At 49.7% G+C, this 19,320-nt stretch carries 16 protein-coding genes and 4 tRNA genes; 2 read left to right on the top strand and 18 right to left on the bottom strand.

The window, feature by feature from the left end; translation table 11 throughout:
• The 11 genes from purD to ATORI0001_RS03395 all read right to left on the bottom strand — a co-directional run bounded on the left by purD (position 1) and on the right by ATORI0001_RS03395 (position 10,099).
• Entirely contained in the window at positions 1-2,160 is a 2,160-nt protein-coding gene (gene purD, locus ATORI0001_RS08080) for a phosphoribosylamine--glycine ligase (protein ID WP_003149331.1), read from the bottom strand.
• A 3-nt stretch (positions 2,161-2,163) separates the two neighbouring features.
• Complete coding sequence (locus ATORI0001_RS03440; protein WP_003149109.1) at positions 2,164-3,444, bottom strand: adenylosuccinate synthase; 1,281 nt, start codon at positions 3,442-3,444, stop codon at positions 2,164-2,166.
• A 115-nt stretch (positions 3,445-3,559) separates the two neighbouring features.
• Positions 3,560-5,017 carry a replicative DNA helicase gene (dnaB, locus tag ATORI0001_RS03435; protein WP_003149326.1) on the bottom strand — a complete coding sequence of 486 codons (1,458 nt, stop codon included), beginning with the start codon at positions 5,015-5,017 and terminating at the stop codon, positions 3,560-3,562.
• 492 nt (positions 5,018-5,509) lie between these two features.
• Positions 5,510-6,064, bottom strand: coding sequence for a 50S ribosomal protein L9 (rplI, locus tag ATORI0001_RS03430; protein WP_003149548.1), 555 nt, complete (start codon positions 6,062-6,064; stop codon positions 5,510-5,512).
• 14 nt (positions 6,065-6,078) lie between these two features.
• Positions 6,079-7,179, bottom strand: a complete 1,101-nt coding sequence (locus ATORI0001_RS03425; protein ID WP_003149427.1) for a DUF2232 domain-containing protein — start codon at positions 7,177-7,179, stop codon at positions 6,079-6,081.
• Between the two features lie 28 nt (positions 7,180-7,207).
• The gene (gene rpsR / locus ATORI0001_RS03420) at positions 7,208-7,480 is read right to left on the bottom strand and encodes a 30S ribosomal protein S18 (RefSeq protein WP_003149321.1); all 273 of its coding nucleotides are present in this window, start codon (positions 7,478-7,480) and stop codon (positions 7,208-7,210) included.
• 44 nt (positions 7,481-7,524) lie between these two features.
• Positions 7,525-8,019 carry a single-stranded DNA-binding protein gene (locus tag ATORI0001_RS03415; protein WP_003149040.1) on the bottom strand — a complete coding sequence of 165 codons (495 nt, stop codon included), beginning with the start codon at positions 8,017-8,019 and terminating at the stop codon, positions 7,525-7,527.
• Between the two features lie 54 nt (positions 8,020-8,073).
• Positions 8,074-8,367 carry a 30S ribosomal protein S6 gene (gene rpsF / locus ATORI0001_RS03410; protein WP_003149278.1) on the bottom strand — a complete coding sequence of 98 codons (294 nt, stop codon included), beginning with the start codon at positions 8,365-8,367 and terminating at the stop codon, positions 8,074-8,076.
• Positions 8,368-8,709: 342 nt separating this feature from the next.
• Positions 8,710-9,801: a DUF4013 domain-containing protein gene (locus ATORI0001_RS03405; RefSeq protein ID WP_003149593.1), complete on the bottom strand. Its 1,092-nt coding sequence runs from the start codon at positions 9,799-9,801 to the stop codon at positions 8,710-8,712.
• Positions 9,802-9,881: 80 nt separating this feature from the next.
• Positions 9,882-9,971 (bottom strand) — tRNA-Ser (locus tag ATORI0001_RS03400).
• Between the two features lie 37 nt (positions 9,972-10,008).
• A tRNA-Ser gene (locus ATORI0001_RS03395) sits at positions 10,009-10,099 on the bottom strand.
• Between the two features lie 194 nt (positions 10,100-10,293).
• Between ATORI0001_RS03395 and ATORI0001_RS03390 the strand changes: the two genes are divergently transcribed.
• Positions 10,294-11,061 (top strand): trimeric intracellular cation channel family protein, encoded by a 768-nt coding sequence (locus tag ATORI0001_RS03390; RefSeq protein WP_003149033.1) that lies wholly within the window; start codon positions 10,294-10,296, stop codon positions 11,059-11,061.
• Positions 11,062-11,115: 54 nt separating this feature from the next.
• Here the strand turns inward: ATORI0001_RS03390 and typA are convergent, their stop codons facing one another.
• The 7 genes from typA to ATORI0001_RS03355 all read right to left on the bottom strand — a co-directional run bounded on the left by typA (position 11,116) and on the right by ATORI0001_RS03355 (position 18,562).
• Positions 11,116-12,954: a translational GTPase TypA gene (typA, locus tag ATORI0001_RS03385; RefSeq protein WP_003149433.1), complete on the bottom strand. Its 1,839-nt coding sequence runs from the start codon at positions 12,952-12,954 to the stop codon at positions 11,116-11,118.
• A gap of 177 nt (positions 12,955-13,131) precedes the next feature.
• A complete protein-coding gene (locus ATORI0001_RS03380) occupies positions 13,132-13,599 on the bottom strand; it encodes a hypothetical protein (RefSeq protein WP_003149174.1) in 468 nt (155 codons plus the stop codon).
• A gap of 19 nt (positions 13,600-13,618) precedes the next feature.
• Positions 13,619-14,698 (bottom strand): ABC transporter ATP-binding protein, encoded by a 1,080-nt coding sequence (locus tag ATORI0001_RS03375; protein WP_003149594.1) that lies wholly within the window; start codon positions 14,696-14,698, stop codon positions 13,619-13,621.
• 3 nt (positions 14,699-14,701) lie between these two features.
• Positions 14,702-16,411: an ABC transporter permease gene (locus ATORI0001_RS03370; protein WP_003149623.1), complete on the bottom strand. Its 1,710-nt coding sequence runs from the start codon at positions 16,409-16,411 to the stop codon at positions 14,702-14,704.
• A gap of 127 nt (positions 16,412-16,538) precedes the next feature.
• Complete coding sequence (locus tag ATORI0001_RS03365; RefSeq protein ID WP_003149414.1) at positions 16,539-17,693, bottom strand: ABC transporter substrate-binding protein; 1,155 nt, start codon at positions 17,691-17,693, stop codon at positions 16,539-16,541.
• 626 nt (positions 17,694-18,319) lie between these two features.
• Positions 18,320-18,395 (bottom strand) — tRNA-Ala (locus ATORI0001_RS03360).
• A gap of 90 nt (positions 18,396-18,485) precedes the next feature.
• Positions 18,486-18,562: transfer RNA gene (locus ATORI0001_RS03355), tRNA-Ile, on the bottom strand.
• A 186-nt stretch (positions 18,563-18,748) separates the two neighbouring features.
• Here ATORI0001_RS03355 and ATORI0001_RS03350 point away from each other — a divergent pair.
• On the top strand, positions 18,749-19,240 hold the full coding sequence (locus ATORI0001_RS03350; RefSeq protein ID WP_244851835.1) for a bifunctional nuclease family protein: 492 nt from the start codon (positions 18,749-18,751) through the stop codon (positions 19,238-19,240).
• Positions 19,241-19,320: the final 80 nt, after the last annotated feature.

The following is a 19,320-nucleotide window of genomic DNA, read 5'->3' as shown; positions in this document are numbered from 1 at the left end:
TTATGCCTCACGTGGACGCAGTGCCTTAAGACCTATATCGCTTCTATATTGTTTGCCGTCAAAATGAATCTGGTCGACGGCTTCGTATGCACGCATACGTGCTTGTTCAAAATCATCCGCCAGCGCGGTTACGTTCAAAACGCGACCACCTGCAGTTACCAGCCGACCGTCAGTGGTGCGAGACGTACCCGCATGACTCACCGAAACTCCCGAAACATGCTCGGCAGCCTCAATTCCGGTAATTTCCTTACCCTTTTCAATAGAGCCCGGATATCCGGCGCTTGCAAGTACCACGGAAACGGCAACTTCATCCGACCAGTCAACTGTCTGAGTATCCAGTGTTCCCGCATCACAGGCACACATAATCTCGACAAGATCGCCCTTAAGTCTGGGTAAGATAACCTGCGTTTCCGGATCTCCAAACCGAGCATTAAACTCAAGCACCCGAGGGCCGTCTTTTGTCAGCATAAAACCGCCATACAGGCAACCAGAATATGGAATTCCCTCAGAAGCAAGCTCTGCAACAACGCGCTTCTCGATTGCAACCATATCGGCGTATTCTTTGTCCGTAACATGTGGGCTGGGAGAAAAAACGCCCATGCCACCGGTATTGGGGCCGGCGTCACCGTCAAACGCACGCTTATGATCCTGGGCAGTGGCAAGCGGAATTAACGTTTTACCGTCAGTAAGTGCAAGAAGCGAGCACTCCGGCCCCTCGAGAAACTCCTCAATAACAACGGTAGTACCGGCAGACCCAAACTGACCGGAAAAACACTCGTGTACGCCTTCAAGAGCCTGTTCAAGCGTGTCGGCCACAATGACGCCTTTACCGGCGGCAAGGCCGTCCGCCTTAACTACTACAGGAGCTCCGACGCTGCGAACATACTCCTCACAGGCGGCTTTGTCGGTAAAAGACTTCCATGCTGCAGTAGGTACCCCTGCCTTCTCCATGATGCGCTTGGCAAACGCCTTGGAGCCCTCCATTTGAGCGGCTTCTTTACTTGGACCAAAGCAGGCAATGCCGGAAGCTCGCACCGCATCGGCAACGCCTTCCACCAAAGGAGCTTCGGGGCCGATAACTACAAGTCCAAGCCCTTTTTGACGGGCAAATGCCGCAACTGCCTCGGGGTTATTCTGATCAACATCAACCGCTTCGGCCATTGTGACCATGCCGCCGTTACCGGGAGCAACATATATCTTTCCTGCATGCGGAGATTCACGGAGCTTGGTTAATATTGCATACTCACGCCCGCCGGACCCTAACAGCAAGATATCAATTTTTTCCATAGCCAGGTTTTCCGCCTTGTCATAGAGTTTCGTAGGAACAAACGCAACTCCCACCGATGTGGCACCCACATGTAAGGAAAACTCCTTTGATGCAGGTCGCACTGCGAGAAAGGCGGCTTCATACTCATTGGTATCCAAAGGCTTCTTAAGTGCGGCCTCGGCACGACCGTCTCCCGAAGAAGTAATCACGTACGTGAGCGACCCTTCAACCGTGTAAGCAGCACTTAAAGATCTTGAAATACGCGCGGTAAGATCGGACAAATCATGACTATGCCCGATCTCCTTAAAAACTCCCTTTGCAAGCAAATACAAATACATCTCGGAAGACAGTCGCCTGCGCACATGTTCAAAGCGCTGCTGTAGGGAAAAACGATGGGGACGTTTTTGATGACGAATCAACTTTTCGCCGTCCATGGTGATAAAAAGCGTACCTGCGGCTTCACTCAACTCTCTGCCATACGCCGCCACGGCCGCAAGATTGGCTCCGGCAGCGCGCGCGGTACTCAGACGCTCCATAATAATGCCCTGGGCTGCAGGTGCGTTTTCCGTATCGAGAAGTACGATCTTCTCGGCCGATACTCTGCGATCCGTATCGCGGTTGGATATTCCTTCTCCGACCACATTTCCTCGCGCGTCAACGGCAGTTCTATAAGAAAGGGCAAGCTCAGAACCAACGTGAACGGAAAGAATGCCGGTATATCCTTCCTCTAAGAGAGATCGGTAGAACGCGGCTACTTCTTCGGCGCGCGCATTGAGCCTGCTCGGGATAAGAAGTACCCCAAGAGATTCCAACTCCGCACGGCTCAAACCGCACGGATTGTCGGCTACGAGGGCAAAGGTTTTGTAATCATGTGGCTGTACGGCAGAACTCACGTATTACCTCCAGTAGCGATCGATAGTCTGTTCACGCTCGGGGCCAACGGTAATGATTGATATGCGCACGCCTGCCAGCTGCTCCAAGAAGTCAATGTAATCTTTTGCCTCACGTGGGAGCTGATAGAAATTGCGGACATCTGAAATGTCGCATTCCCATCCGGGCAATGTTTCGTAGATGGGCTTTGCGTGGTAAAACACACTCTGGTGCTCCGGAACGGTTTCATACCTCTTGCCATCGCACTCGTAAGCCACGCATACCTTGATTTCGGGGAGGCATCCCAACACGTCCAGTTTGGTAATTGCAAGGTCGGTAAGGCCGTTGACTCGGGCGGCATAATTCACGACCACCGCATCGTACCAACCACAACGCCGTTTACGGCCGGTCGTAACGCCATATTCATGACCAACCTCACCGAGAAGGTCTCCCGTTTCGTCAAAAAGTTCCGTTGGGAACGGGCCCGATCCCACGCGTGTAAGGTATGCCTTGGCAATACCAAGCACGCGGTCAATGTTGGTTGGACCGATGCCGGATCCCGTAACGGCACCTCCGGCAGTGCAGTTGGAAGACGTTACAAACGGATACGTACCGTGATCGATATCAAGCATCGTTGCTTGGGCACCCTCGAAAAGAATGTTCTTTCCGGCCTCAAGCTGCTCATTCAAAAACAGAGAAGATTCGACGATATAGGGACGCAGACGATCCGCATAAGGCAAATACGTCTCGCAGATCTGCTCGACCGTATAGGTAGGCATTCCGTATACCAGCTCAAGAATGGGGTTTGTGTATTCAAGTGCGGCATCAAGCTTCTTACGGAAGATCTTCTCGTCAAGCATGTCCTGCATACGCAGACCTGTACGATTCATCTTATCCATATACGTAGGGCCTACACCGCGCTTGGTGGTGCCGATAAGATTCTTACCAAGCTTCTTCTCGTGGGCTCCGTCCAAATCTTTGTGATATGGCATCACGATGTGGGCGTTACCGGAAATCTTCAGTGCATCGCACGAAATACCCTGTGCCTCCAGCATGTCTATCTCGCCCAAGAGAATTTCAGGATCAACGATGCAACCGTTGCCAATGACGGGATAGGTATTCTCATACATAACGCCAGAGGGTACCTGATGAAGCGCAAGCTTAGTGTCTCCGGCAATAACCGTATGTCCTGCGTTTGCACCACCGGCATACCGGCACACAACGTCAAAATCTCCGGAAATAAGATCGGTAACTTTACCTTTTCCTTCGTCGCCCCACTGAGTGCCCACAAGAACGGAAGCTGACATAACTTCTCCCCTATCGCAGTATGTTATTACCTACCATACAACCACAGCGGGTTGCTTATTCAGTATAGAACACTGACGTGCCGGAATGTATCGCACATCTCACATCACAGAGACATCATTGCGTATACGCGCCGGTTTCCTCTTGTTGTTTGGCAATGCCATCGGCATCATCGTATCCCGACACAACCTCTACAAACTTTGTGGAGGACCCCACAAACGTCAGAGAAATGTCGGCAAGAGAACCCGAGCGGTTCTTGGCGATGATAAGGTTTGTCACGCCTATGTCAGGTCTCTTTTCCCGAGCCGCCTCTTCTTCATTCATGGAGCGGTCAAGCAAGATGACAATGTCTGCATCTTGCTCAATGGCTCCTGATTCACGCAGGTCGGAAAGCTGCGGGCGCTTATCGGTACGGTTTTCAAGCGTTCGATTCAGCTGCGAGAGTGCCACAACCGGAACTTGGAGATCTTTTGCCATAATTTTAATGCCGCGCGACATTTCGGAAACCTCAGTGGCACGGCTGTCCGCACGCCTTTGCCCTGAAGGGGGCGACAACAGCTGCAAGTAGTCAATGATTACAACGCCTTTTTTCTTCCCGTGGAGCATGCGCCGTGCTTTTGCTCGGATTTCGGTAACGGTAATGCCGGGCGTATCGTCAATCATAACGTCTAAGTTGGAAATTGCAGATGAAGCCGCCGCGAGGCGAGGCCAGTCATCGGGGGCAATCTTGGCCGAACGGATGGATGTCAAAGAAACTCGTGACGATGCCGCCAAAAGACGCTGCGCAATCTCGGTTTTACTCATCTCAAGCGAGAAGAACGCCACACTTGCGCCCTTGGCAGCTGCCTGAACCGCCAGGTTAAGTGCGAAGGAGGTCTTACCCACACCCGGACGTGCACCGACAACTATCATCTGTCCGGGACGCAAACCCAAAAGAGCGGCGTCCACCGAAGGGAAGCCCGTTTCAACCCCGAGCTCCGTTTCGGACTTGTTCGCATTTTCTGCCAGCTCGCGATACAGGTTTCCCATAATGTCTGAAATTGGTTGCTCACTTCTCGACACGTCGGCATTTGTTACGTCAAAAATGAGCTTTTGTGCCGCATCAACGACCTCTTTTGTATCCTCCGGAGCATCGTAGGCAAGAGCCGAGATTTGCGCTGCCACAGAAATCATCTTGCGAAGCGTTTTGTCGCGGTGGAGCATATCCGCGTGATATTGCCAGCCCACTCGCGCAAGAGGATCGCCGCCAAGCTCTGCAATGCGATTGGGACCGCCTGCTTTTTCAAGCTCTCTGTTGCTCTTAAGCGTATCGGAAACCGAAAGGGGGTCAACGGCACTGTTGCGTTCAAAGAGGGTTTTTATCGCTTTGAAGATATAGCGGTTGGATGGTGTATAGAAATCTTCTTCCGTCAGGCGCACAATGCACTCCGAACGAGCATCTTCATCGTACATCATGGCAGAAAGTACCGACATTTCCGCCTCAGGATCTTGAGGCATGGCAACTTTTTCAAGAGCGGTCAGGCGCGTGGGATTAATGTCCCGTACAAGATCTTGTTTGACGTTATTTTCAGGCATACCTATCCAATCACTACCAATCCGTGAAAGAGAATACTAGCGCACTTTGCACCAAAGAAATGTGAGTTTTCTGGCAAATGGTATGCCCAAAAAAGTATTCAACATTGTTTTTGATGAGATGCTATCCCTGAGCGGTATCTCGATAAGTTTTCAACGTTTTCAACATTTTCATCTTTTTTGGTTAACGGCAAAACCTCCATAACTTGTTATTTGTCCGCATTATGCACAACGCCCTCCATCCATGCAGGATTCCTGCACGTTTTATGCATTGACTTTGAGAAACCGCAGGTAATCTATGCTAAAAATAGTCTTTTCATAAAACCAAAGGTAAAACACCCCGGTATACATTTCTGTATCCGGGGTGTATTTTTACGTACCATGCACGATATTTGATGGTTATCTCTTTCACTCAACTGGTAATTTTGTAGAAAACCCCAGTTGACAAAAAGTTCTCCATCGCCTACCTCAAGGCCTCTGAAAATCCGCTAAAAACTACTCCGCTGGCTCAGCCTCAGGTGCAACCTCTTCCTGTTGCTCATCCTGTGCTACGGGGACCTCTTCTGCCTCATCGGTCTTTGGCTCTTCGGCAACCTCTGCAGTCTCATCAGGACCAACCTGAACGGTTACCACTGCCTCAACTTCACGATACAAATCAACAACAACATCGTGACGACCTGCGGTCTTAATGGAAGAGCTGCGGACAATACGCTTGCGGTCAATTTCAACACCAAGCTGCTCTTTAATTGCCTCAGCAATCTGTGCTGCTGTGATAGAACCAAAGAGCTGGCCTTCCTCGCCAATCTTGGCATCAACAACGACGAGCTTACCATCAAGGGCAGCTTTGGTAGCCTCTGCGTCTGCAAATCGCTCAGCCTCACGCTTAGCAATGTTGTGACGACGCTCCTCAAGCTGTTTGATATTACCCGGGGTAGCAGGCTGGGCAATCTTTTGAGGGAACAGGAAGTTCTCTGCATAGCCCTGAGCGACCTCTACGATGTCGCCCTCTCCGCCTTTACCACGAAGCTCGCCCAAAAGAATTACTTTCATGGGAACTCCTTAGGTCAATCGGTTTGAGCCGATTGATGTTCTGTGTCAGTGGTCTTCTTGTTATCAGGCATTCTCCCTCGTGATATATGTCGAAAGTTTGCCCAAATATCAATAAGACCAACAAAAGCTAACATACCAACCTGAATTTCAAGAAATGCTGCAAAAATGAAGAGAAACATTGTTGTTATCGGAGAAGCTTTACGACGTTGCATGAACCAAACGCCAACGGCCATCCCCTGCACCGCAAGGACAAGCCTTACAAAGACAAGTACATTGAGTGCGCTCATAAGCACTATGTCTTTGTACAGAGGAACCTCTGGGCTCGCCGCATATGCAGCGAGTGCAACGATGCCAAGTGCCACAAACCAAAGTGGCACGTCCGTCTCTACAAAGCGCGAGAGATGTTTTTTCTCGCCACCAAAAGAGCGATACGCCACCCGCGCACCAATACGGGCAATGAGATAGTACAAAATTGACACCATCGTAAAGCCCGTTGGCCAAAGAAGTTGCATAAGTACCCTCAGATAGGCAAAGCCTTCTGCACTATTCACTGACGACCCCACATATTGTGTGCGGTAAAACTCAAATGCCTCTTGCACATGAGCTGATACGGATGATCCTTCTGCCACAGCGAGAAGTTCATAGCCGCCCAAAAGGACCAGCGTTCCCACGCCAACAATCAGTATCTGTTTGCCGACGGTAAGCACTCCTCGCGCAACCAAAACACCTATGCTCATTGCGATGCCGGCGGCACCAATTGAACTTATCAGCACCTCTGGCTCACCAAGTAGATAGCTTGCTCCTCCGGCAACAAGAAGTATGACTCCTGAAGTATACAGAGCCTCTTTGAAGGTCTTTTGGTAGCACGTAACAACGGCTCCATAACTTATAAGAGCGGCGCCGATAAAAGTGAAATATGAACAGACAAACGCTCCTAAAGCCACCAAAAGGAGGCCTTGCCACAGAGGCGGTTGCTTCTGCGCCTTTACGCGCCCAGCACCGGGTATTACGATGCGACCTTTGTGGCCAAACATCGTTTGAGAGACATCGTTTGAGCTTCTCTTTACTCCCTGCGGAACAGGGGGTACCCCGGTATTGTCACGCTTGCTATCCATACGTTAGTGCATCATTTCTTTCTTCAGGTTATCCGCGGTTACGGTTTCCGCGGCTTGAAACTACCGCAACGGTATACGGTAGAAGCGCCATCTCACGAGCACGCTTAATAGCGAGTGCAATATCGTGTTGATGCTGCGTGCAAGCGCCAGTGACACGACGGGGCTTAATCTTGCCACGATCGGTCATGTACTTACGAAGAAGCTGAGTGTCTTTGTAATCAATATACTCAGTATTCTCTTTGCAGAACTGGCAATACTTACGACGCGGCTGGCGCTGAAAATCTTGCTTCTGCTGAGCCATGTCTTGTACCTTTCTTCGATCCTTCGTATGAAAAGATCCTTTGATTAAAACGGAATATCCTCGTCATAGACATCGGCCGCCGGTGCGACTGGTGCCTGCGGGGCTGGAGCGGCAGCGCGTGGAGCCGGTGCAGAATAACTCGGAGCATTTGGCGTTGCACCAACAGCCGGAGCTGCAGGAGCCGGCGCAGGAGCTCCGTTGTTCTGCTGATTTCTTGAAAGAAACTCAACCTCATCAACAACAACTTCAAGCTTACTGCGACGCTGCCCTTCTCTTGTCTCCCAAGTGCTATAGCGAAGTTTGCCTTCAATGGCAACCTTCGAACCCTTGGAGAGGAAGCGGGAAAGTGCGTCAGCACGCTGGCCAAATACTACGCAGTCAATAAAGTTGGGAACGTCCTCCCATTCTCCTGTCTGCGCATTTCTACGGCGATCATTGACGGCCACACCGAACGAAAGAATCTGAGTGCCGCCCGCTGTAGAGCGAAGCTCGGGATCACGCGTAAGGTTGCCCGAAATATTTACCCTGTTAATGCTCATACTCTCACTACCTCTCAATGCAGATGTATTGCTACATCCACCTTCCACTCGGACTTAGTCCTTGTCAACACGACGCACGATCATATGGCGCTTGACAGCGTCATTGATGCGCAAAACTCGATCGAGCTCTGCAATCTGCGTTGGATCTGCATGGAAGTTGATGAGGGTATAGTCACCCTCGGTAAGCTTGTCGATCTCAAAAGCGAGCTTGCGCTTGCCCCAATCCTCGACATTGTCGACTTTACCGCCCTCAGCAGCAATAGCTACATCAATACGCTTCATGACACCGGCGCGGACTTCCTCTGAAGAGGAAGGGTCAACAAAAAACAGCAGTTCATAGGCCTTCATATGGTCACCTCCTCTGGGCTAATGGCTTCGGAGAGTGAAGGTGCATCCGAAGCAGGAAAGGTTCAACCAAGCATCATACCATATAAACGCGCTTTTGGAGCCCATATCCCCAGATTCACTCCCAAATACACATCCACATATCAAGCCTATTACATCAATTTGACCGAATTCTGACCAAAACCTGACGAGTTTTTCCTTGGTTTTCAACATTTTGCTGGTAAAGAGTGCTTTTCTTTGTGAGTATCCATTATGTAAGAAAAACGGTCATCACACAATCTGCATGATGACCGTATCAAGAACAAAGATTTGCTTTGTCTTTTGTGCTATTTATCCACCAAACGATTACTGTATCGGAGCAAACGGATCATTGCCGGCGGTCTTCTCGCCTGCTTCCTCACCGTGATTTTCAACAACCTCAGGCTGCGACACTGTACGGTCGGATTGCGCGGCTACATTGTCTCCTGACTCTGTCACCGTTGTGGAAGCACCATACGTAGGCTGCGTCTCAGCGGAAACCACCGTGTTGGGGTTCTCTGTTGGCTCAGTTTGAGTCTCGGTCTGTACGGACTGCGGGAGTGCGGCGCTTTGCTGTGACAAGGCTTCATCTCGAGGATCATAGATAAACGGAGGCAGCGGATCTTTGCTCTGTCCCCACGCAGGAAGGTTAAACTGACGCATCCAGAGACCAAGTGCTGCGTTAACGATAAGATTGAGAGCCACGCTCACTGCTCCCGCAATAATAGAATTTAAGATAAACGACGGTGCCGTCATCGACGAAGCCGTTGCGATTATGCGCAGTGCCGTGCTTACCGTCATGGTTCTTCCGGGCAAAAATCCCTCTCCCATCAGGGCAACTACAAATGAGAAAAGAGAGCCTGCCATAAAGATAGAACTGATGATACTGGCCACGTAATTGATAACGATACTAAGACAGAAAATACGACCCAATCCTAAAAAGTCATGTTTCATCATCTGAATAATTGGTTTCACAGCAAAGCCTGCACCGATTTTCTGGTAGATAGTCGCGCGAAGTTGTGCGATACCAACGAAATATGTCAGAAGCAACCCTAAGACAATCAAAAGCGGTACCAGACTACCGTTAAGCACCGGAATCAAAAATGCAATAAAAATTACCAGGCCGTATGCTACAAGATACACAAGACCTATGACAAACGCTCGCCAGCCGCTTGCAATTGACTGAGCAACTCCAATCTTATTGTCTTGAAGCCCCGTATTATTCCCCCATGCGATAGACCTCATCCATTCAAGGACATATCCAATGGCTCCCAGAGGACCAACAATAGGAACAAAGCAGGCAAGCAAGAGAAGAATTGGTGTCTTCCACCAGCCCTTTTCTTTGGTAGTTAGTCTCAGTGCACGAACAAAATAACGATCTCGACAAAAACCCTCGAGCTCTTGATCGTTAATAATCATAAAATCTCCTTTCAAATACCCTAAACAGTAGGCGTATTTGTAAAAAGGCTAACATTTTTTGTAGGAAAGAACAAACAACATGGCGGAGGAGGAGGGATTCGAACCCTCGTACCCCCGAAGGGGTAAACGGTTTTCGAGACCGCCGCATTCGACCACTCTGCCACCCCTCCGAGGGTGAAACGGCGCCCGTAGGCGCCGTGAATGCTCTGGCGGAGAGTCAGGGATTTGAACCCTGGAGACGCTTTAGGCGCCTACACGATTTCCAATCGTGCTCCTTCGGCCACTCGGACAACTCTCCATATAAAGTGCATTGGTCAGTATAACTGAAATCTCCGTAAAACGCACGGTGATTTTTACTTCCATGTAAAGTAGCGAGAAAACATAGGTATAGTATGAGTCTGTTCTGATATTACTCGCACATACGCGCAAAACACTTCGTGCAAAAATATCAGCGTCGTACGTATTGCTCGTGGACTATTTGCGGAGGTTAACATGCCACCATTCTTCTCGCCATACGGAATGGATTATATCTCCGTAGCCGTTCCTTCCTGGCTTGACCTTGCAACAGTCATCGTCGGCGCGCTTGCGGGCATCATCGTAGCCAGAGAGCGGCACCTGGATTTAGTGGGATTTGTTGGATTGGGTCTTCTCGGCGGTCTTGGAGGCGGGCTCATTCGCGACGTCATGATGCAGCATGGCGGCGTTTATATGCTTGACAGCCCATACGCAATACCTGCCGCAGTTCTTACCGCTCTTATCATCTTTTTGTTCCCCCGGCCCCTTGACGTGTTTCCACGAGCACTCGAATGGGTTGACATTATCTCCGTGGCTCTGTTTGCGGTAGTTGGTACGGATAAGGCACTCATCTACCACCTCCTACCCATGTCTGTCATCTTGATGGGATCCGTAACCGGTGTGGGCGGCGGTATGCTCCGGGACGTCTTCTTGGGTGATATTCCGCGCATCTTCCAACGGAGCAACCTGTACGCATTTTGCGCGGTCGCAGGATCCGCATCGTATTGGGCAAGCGTAACGTGCGCGCATATATCAAAGCCGTGGGCGGCCATTATTTGTGTCGTCGTAACCGTTGGCTTGCGTCGCTGGTCACTCCATTACGGCGTGCTCTCACCTGCAGATGTTGACCTTACGCCGCACGTCATGAAGCGAATTCGCAAATTCCAAAAACCAGGTTCGAAACTCACGCAAGAAGAGCATGCCGACGGCGTCACAAGCCAGCCACGCAACACACACCACAAATAAGTACGGCCAAAATATGCCCATATGAGTTGGCGAGAAGAGAAGGCTCTTCTTGCGCTATTTCTTTACTCTACCGTTACGAACCGCCCATTTACGACGCTCGGTTTCAGACAGAATACGCTTGCGCATACGAATGCTTTCCGGTGTGATTTCAACCAGCTCATCATCCATGATATATTCCAGCGCCTCTTCAAGCGTAAAGGTTCTCGGCGGCGTTAATTGCACCGAAATATCGGCCGTCGACGAGCGCTGATTGCCCAAATTTTTAGTACGAGCAATGTTTACCACCATGTCGCCGGGCTTTGATCTCTCACCAACAAGCATGCCTTCATAGCACTCGGTTCCCGGCCCCACAAAGAGTTGTCCGCGCTCTTGTAGGGTGCCAAGCGCATACGCCACGGCCTTCTCGGTAGACATGGAAATCATGGCTCCGTTTTGCCTGCCGCCAATATCGCCGGCAAACGGACCATATTCGAGGAAGGTGTGATAGAAAACCGCTTCTCCGTGCGTCACGTTCAAAACGCGCGTCTTGAGGCCCATGATGCCACGGGTTGGAATCTTAAATTCAAGATGTGTCTGCGTGGAGCCCGTGTCCATACTCACCATGGTGCCGCCAGCGTTACCAAACACCTCGATAACCTTGCCGGAATACTCTCCCGGGCACTCAACAACGGCCTGCTCTATAGGCTCAACTTTGTGTCCCTGCGCGTCTTTCTTAAAGAGAACTCGGGGGCGACCCACCTGGAACTCAAAGCCCTCACGCCTCATTGTTTCCATGAGAACAGAGAGATGCAGAATGCCGCGTCCGGAAACTTCAATTCCCGTTTTATCGGGAAGCTCCTCAATGTGCATGGTAACGTTATTTTCGGCCTCGCTCATCAGACGCTCTTTAAGCTGACGGCCGCCAACAATATCACCCTCACGCCCTACCAAAGGCGAGCTTGATGGCTCAAAGATAATCGAAAGCGTGGGTGGGTCAATTTCTATCGGTTCAAGTTCAACGGGATCTTCCGGATCGGTATAAACATCGCCAATATCGGTGGAATCAATGCCTACCACGGCTCCGATGTCTCCGGCCGCAACCTCAGAAGTTTCCTTCCTGCCCAGATAGTCAAAGGTAAAGAGCTGCTTGACCTGACCCATTGCACGTGAGCCGTCATTTTTTACCACCAAGATCTTATCGCCGGTGTGAATCGTGCCGGAATATACGCGGCCGATGCCGATTCTGCCCACATAATCTGAGTGGTCAATCGTAACGCACTGCATTGCCAGCGGCCCTTCAATATCGACCTCCGGTGCCGGCAATCCCTCAACGATCATGTCGAGAAGAGGCAACATGTCCTTATTGTCATCGTCGGGCGCAAGGCGTGCATAACCGTTTACCGCAGACGCAAAGACCACGTGTTCCATGGTAAATTCAAGCTGCTCATCGGATGCGCCCAAGTCCATCATCAAATCAAGGGCATCATTCACAACCTCTTCCGGACGGGCTCCGTCGCGGTCAATCTTGTTGACCACCATCATGATGGCAAGGCCCGCATCGATGGCGTGTCGAAGCACAAATCGCGTTTGCGGCATAGGACCTTCGGCGGCATCAACAAGCAAAAGAGCACCGTCTGCCATCTTGAGCACTCGCTCCACCTCGCCGCCAAAGTCAGCGTGACCCGGCGTATCAATGACATTGATCTTAGTTCCCTTATATTCAATGGAAATGTTTTTTGCCAGAATGGTAATTCCGCGCTCACGCTCCTGATCGTTGGAGTCCAAAACACGTTCTTGAACCTGCTGATTTTCACGGAAGGCATCCGTTGCCTTCAACATCTGATCAACCAGCGTTGTCTTACCATGGTCAACGTGGGCAATGATGGCAATGTTTCTGATGTTCTCTTGACGCATAAACTTCATTTCTCCCTGTCTGCACATGTGGCAAGAAGCACCCGCGCGCAGCTTTTTAAACGGTTAGCTTTGGTACTTTAGTCCAAAATCACCGATAAATACAGAGTTTATTTTCGATAGACGGCATTTTACATGGAATCGTCGCGGAGGTGCATACGGAATTCCCAAAGAAATCTCTTATAGCAATGGCTCAAGCTCTCCTGCAGGAGCGGGCTCGGTCCAGGTAAACCCTTCTCCTTCTCCCTTACCATCCACCAGCGAATATGCCGAAAAACTCCGGTAGTTCTTCTCGCCAAACTCAAGAATGAGAGCGTCTTGATAGGCGCCCTCGGCATCCGCTATGGCTCCTTCATACACAAGAGCATACCGAAGGGGGTTACCAAGTCCCTGCTCGGCGTCTCCCGCCTGTTTTACAAGCGCGACAATGCGCCGGTGTGCTCCGTCTAAAAGAGCTTCCGGACCATCGTCAGCAAATTCGTAGCTTGCTACGTTTCTCGCCTCGTCTTCAACGACCAAGCGTACGTTCAGTTCGCCTCCGTCGGCAAGAATATCAAACGCATCGCCCATGAGCTCAGACGACAACTCATCAAGCTCGGGGGAAATGCCGTCGCGGCGATCCTCCGATTTTTGTGACGACCCTGACACAAACACTCCTTATCGATATCTACAAAACGTGTACTTCATCTTTGGTAAAGTCGACAAACGCATGGTCGCCTACATTGTAAATCTTATGGGTACGTGGATTGAAATCCGTAATCTTAATGAGCGTATCTCCAACCATGACCTGGTAGTTTTGATAATGCCCCATAAAACGGGACAGCACCACTTCACAAGAAAGAACGCCCGTGTCGGCGAGACGAGCAGACTCGGGGCGCAAAACAATGCAGCACGCACTGCCCTTCTCGACATGCGAACATCCGCATACTTCAAAATCTTGACCCTCAAAACTGCAAAGCGCCGTATCTGCGTCAATCTTGTCTGTAACCGTTGCATGCAAGAAGTTTGACTCTCCAATGAAGTCTGCGACAAATTCATCTGCGGGATGATAATACACCGTCTGCGGATCGCCGATTTGGTCCACGACGCCTTTTTTCATAATGATGATATTGTCGGAAAGTGCCATCGCTTCTGACTGGTCATGCGTAACATAAATGGCGGTAATGCCTGCTTCTTGCTGGATGCGACGGATCTCATTACGCATGTCAACGCGCAGTTTTGCGTCCAAGTTTGAAAGAGGCTCGTCAAAAAGAAGAACGCTCGGCTCAATGACCAAAGCACGCGCCAAAGCAACACGCTGCTGCTGTCCGCCTGAGAGCTGGTTGGTCATGCGCTCTTCCATACCCTCAAGTCCAACAAGCGAAAGGATATGAAGGACCTTCTCGCGAATTGTTGCTTTATCCATTTTGCGCAGCTTAAGGCCGTATGCAACGTTGTCAAAGATATTGTAGTGCGGCAGCAACGCATAACTTTGGAACACCATAGCCGTATCGCGCTTGTTTGGCGTGAGCTCGTCGATTTGCTCGTCGCCAAGAAAAATCTTTCCCTCGTCAGGACTCTCAAAACCAGCAATCATACGCAAAATGGTAGTCTTACCGCAGCCGGAAGGACCAAGCAGCGTTACAAACTCACCGGGGGCAATGCTGATGTTGGCATCTTGAACCGCGTAGAAATCCTTGCCGGTCTTTTGATCCTGGTAAATCTTAGAAAGATGCTCAAGGCGTACGCCCTTTTTCTCTATAGCCATGTGCTACTCCTCCTTGAGTGCCCGACTGGTGCCAAAGTGTTTAATGGCCCAGTTCATGAGCAAGACCGAGCCGTATGTAATAACAATCAAAATTGTTGCAAAAGCGCAGGCCATACCATAAGAACCCTTGCCCGCAAACTCATTGATCTGCACCGTAATAAGCAAAAACTGCGGTGTGACCAAAAGAATAACTGCGGAAATTGCGGTAATGGAGCGCACAAACGCTGTTACCAAACCGGACAAGAACGAATCTTTAATCAGCGGCAACGTAACCGTCATAAACACCCTAAAACTATCGGCACCCATATCATAGGCGGATTCTTCAATAGACTTGTCAATCTGGCGAAGCGCCGAGATACCCGAGCGGGTTCCGGTAGGAAGAGAGCGCACCACAAATACGATAATCAAAATGATTCCCGTACCATACAAACCTTGCAAAACCCCGGTATGCATGATGCCGCTGGAAAAGCCGCGGATATAGCCAACGCCTAAAACCGTACCGGGAACCGCCATGGCAAGCATGGAAACGGCCTCGATAAACCCGCGGAAGCGGAAACGACGTTTTACTACCAGATACGAGATAATCATTGAGAGCAGGGCGGTAATGGGAGCTGCAATGAGCGACAGCATAAACGAATCACTAAACGCTTGCAGACCATGATATTTAGTAAATACCTGCGTGAACCATTTGGTTGTCAATTCGTAGTTTGAACCCCAGGAGCGAACAAATGAACCGTACGGAACACAGAGGTACATGGCGACAACAAAAAGAGCCACCGCAGCACACAGAATGGAAAGTGGAATGCGCACGGAATTGTCGGTAATGAGCATCCTCGCACGTGTTGCCTTACCTGAAAGGGTTGACGTACTCTTTGCCTCGAGTACAAACTTTTGAACCACAAACATGAGCAGCGTAATGGAAAGTAGAATAACGGCCATTGCGGCAGCGCCCTGCTTGTCATATGCTCCGGTAATCTGCAAATAAATTGTTGTTGCCAAGGTGTCGTACGAACCACCGATAATCATGGGATTGGCAAAGTCGGCGATGGATTCGATAAACGAAACAAGGAAGGCGTTGCCTAAACCCGGCAAAATAAGAGGCAGCGTAACGCTGGTAAACACCTTCCAGCGGCTTGCTCCCATATCACGTGCAGCCTCTTCCAAAGACGGATCAATGTTTTTGAGCAAACCTTTGAGCATCATGTAGCACACGGGAAAAAAGGTCATGGTTTGAACGATAAAAATACCCCAAAACCCATAGATGTTATTGTCGTAAATTCCCAAGAGTCCGCGTGTAATGAGACCCTTTTTGCCAAACATCATAATCATGGAAAGCGACAGCACAAAAGGCGGAGAAACAACGGGCAGCATGGAGACCACACGGAAAAGCCCTGTCATAAATCGCGTACGGAGCTTGACATACACCTCTACATAGGCAAACAGCAAACCCGCAAGCGCTGACAGAATGCCAACGGCAAATCCAACTTTCAGTGTATTGGTAATGGCACGCGTGAACGTGGGCATGGCCAAAATGCGCGTGAACACATCAAGCGTAATCCCTTGGTCTGAAACCACTGAGTCAACCATAAGGATGGCAAGAGGATACAGAATAAAAAGGGTAAGGAAGGCGACAAGAACAACAATGGTCGATACCAAGATTGGATCGCCTAGGAGCTTTTTTCGCTCAAGTCGAGCGCTTTGGGTTTTTGCCATACTGATCCTCACTCTGAAACACCCAACCTACGCATAAACCTATATGTAGAACTGGGTAGGCAGATCCCCCGCCTACCCAGTACAGTCCGTCTTTCGAGACAAGAAAATGGTCTTGCTTGCACAGACTCTATTCCGTCTTAAAGCGGTTGTCTCCGCCGCCCAAGGCTTCCATAACGTCCTTAACGTACTGCTCGGTGTTCTTCTTAGCATTCTCGAAGTCATAATCCATTACGTTATTAGGATCAAGTCCGTATTGCGTGGCTATCTCTGGCTGCTTTGCGTTATCAATTACCAAGAACTGATACGAGCCGTTTTCCTGTGCGAGATTGACGCATGCCGGCGAAAGAGCATATTCAACCCAAAGTTTTGCTGCATTGGCGTGTGCAGCTCCCTTAAAGATTGCCGTAGCACCAACCTCATACGATGCACCTGAGCTCGGAATTTGAAGGCCGATGTTATCGTGCTCCTGATCAACAATCTGATAGATGCCGTCATGAAGCATGCCGAGTCCAATAGTGCATTCTCCGGTACCGATTGCCTTGGACGGTCCAGAGCCGCTCTTGGTGTACTGAGCGATGTTCTTGTCGAGATCAACAAGGTATTGAACGCCTTGGTCATGACCATACTTTTGAATGACCGTATTGATAATCAACTTTGCGGTACCGGCGGTATTGTAGTTGGAAGACCAAATAAGACCCTTGTACTTGGAGTCGGTAAGGTCTTTGTAGTCCTGAGGAGGATCAATCTTGAGGCGCTCAAGCTCGTTCTTGTCGTACATGATTCCCAAGATACCCTTGTAAATGCCGTACCAGTCATTATTTGTGCTCTTGAACTTATCTGAGATAAGATGCGAGGCATTCTTTGGCTCGTACTGCTCAAGCAAGCCCTTTGAAGACGTTACGTTGTAAGGATCGGTTGTGCCGCCAAACCATACATCGGCAGACGGGTGTCCGTTTTCTTCCTCAATCTTTGCAGCAACCTCACCGGTAGACAGGCGCTGTGCTTGTACGTCAATGCCGTACAACTTCTTGAAGTTGTTGCACACCGCATTTAGGTACTCCTCTTCGCAGGAGCCATATACTACCAGTTTTCCTTCTTCTTTTGCCGCTTTTACCAGCTCTTCTGAAGCTCCAACGGTCTCAACAGAGTTGGTGTCAGCAGCGTCTTTTTTGCCATCATTGTCCGAGTCGGCCTTTTTCTCCGAGTTGTTGCAGGCTGTAAGACCCAATCCAGCTACAACTGTACTAACACCAAGAAAGCCGCGACGAGTAAGGTTCATCATAAAAACTCTTTTCTCCTTTTGTGGATATCCACAGCTTCAATGAAAAGAACGTGCTCTTGCATAAATCCTACTCAAATTTCGCAAAATCTTCTCAACTATTCGATAAGTGGACGATATTAACGGTTACCGGTATGTTCTTTGTGTATTGTGAGCGTTGCTTGCTTGCGTAAAGCTTGTTGTGCCTACGCTGTACTTTTTGTTAAAGAGGAAAACCTAAAGAGTGTGAAATTAACATTCGAAAAACGATCCATTTGAGGGGTTTACGGGTGGTTTTTGGAAGCAAAATGCATGTTTAGTTGTGTTTTCCCGCCAATTTGAGCGTTTAGTTGTGAATCAAACCACCCATAAACATCCAGTTTGGTACCAATTCGCCACCTCATAAGAAAAGCACAACTAAAGCAAAACGGCTGCCTGTGGATTTGCAGACAGCCGTTGATACACAATTTCAACGATTGCGAGAAAACCTTACGAGCATGATCATACTGCCTAGCGCTGCCAGAAATGCGCCAAGTATGGCAACTTGTGCCCAACTTGCTGCAAGTTTGGCAGCGCTAAGATAACCAAAGAGCTTCAGATATCTCCCATACAAAAAAGGTCAGAAACAGGTGTCTCTGACCTTGAACATTTGGTGGAGAATAGGGGGATCGAACCCCTGACCTCAGGCTTGCAAAGCCCGCGCTCTCCCAGCTGAGCTAATTCCCCTTATGACGCACCCAGATTAGAATCCGAGCACCCGTAATAATCACCCCAGCGGCGACTCGGCTATCGCTGGGGTGACTATTGTCACAAGAATGGTGGGCCTGACAAGGTTTGAACTTGTGACCTCCCGGTTATCAGCCGGACGCTCTGACCAACTGAGCTACAGGCCCAACGCAGGAAGCAATGATACAACGCAGTTTTCCTACGGTCAACACTTTTCTCGATTTGTTTTAATAATACCCAATAATGGGTACAATTATCGCGCAAAAGCAGGGGGGTACGCTTTTAAAAATCCTCTTACTAAACACGTGTAAAGTAAGGCGTTTATCTGGGTGGTTGTAGTGTCATTACGAAAGATGGATATCAAGTCAGTTGTCGTTGGCGGCGGTCCTATCGCCTCGATTATCATACTTGAACCTAAAGATACTCTTCATAATTCTTCGATTAAACTTCCTATCCGTATTGGCCACATTGAGGCCATGTCAATCAGTCTTGGAGTTGACCAAACACCACAGGGGCGTCCCCTTACCCACGATCTTATGCGCTCTATCCTTGATGCGCTTAAGGCAGACCTTAAAAGCGTGCGGATCATTGGTGTTACCGGAACAACCTTTTTCGCACAGTTGGAAATCATTTCCTCTGAAGGAGAACACCACTACATTGATGCCAGACCCTCTGATGCCGTTGCTCTTGCGGTACGCACGGGTTCTCCGATTTATGCTGATGAGACGGTCCTTGAAACGGCCGCAGCTCCTGATTTTGCCGATGTCGAGAAGGACGTTAAAAAGCAGGAACTGGCTGAGTTCCACGATTTTGTCGAAAGCCTTAATCCTGAGGATTTCTCATAAGTCCATTACAAGCCAGAAACCTTTAAGAAAAGACGCCCAGGCAACTGCTTGGGCGTCTTTGCGTACATTGCTCAGCAGAC

The sequence above is a fragment of the Lancefieldella rimae ATCC 49626 genome (genome assembly GCF_000174015.1).
GTDB lineage: Bacteria > Actinomycetota > Coriobacteriia > Coriobacteriales > Atopobiaceae > Lancefieldella > Lancefieldella rimae.
This window is presented reverse-complemented; position numbering and strand designations above follow the sequence as displayed.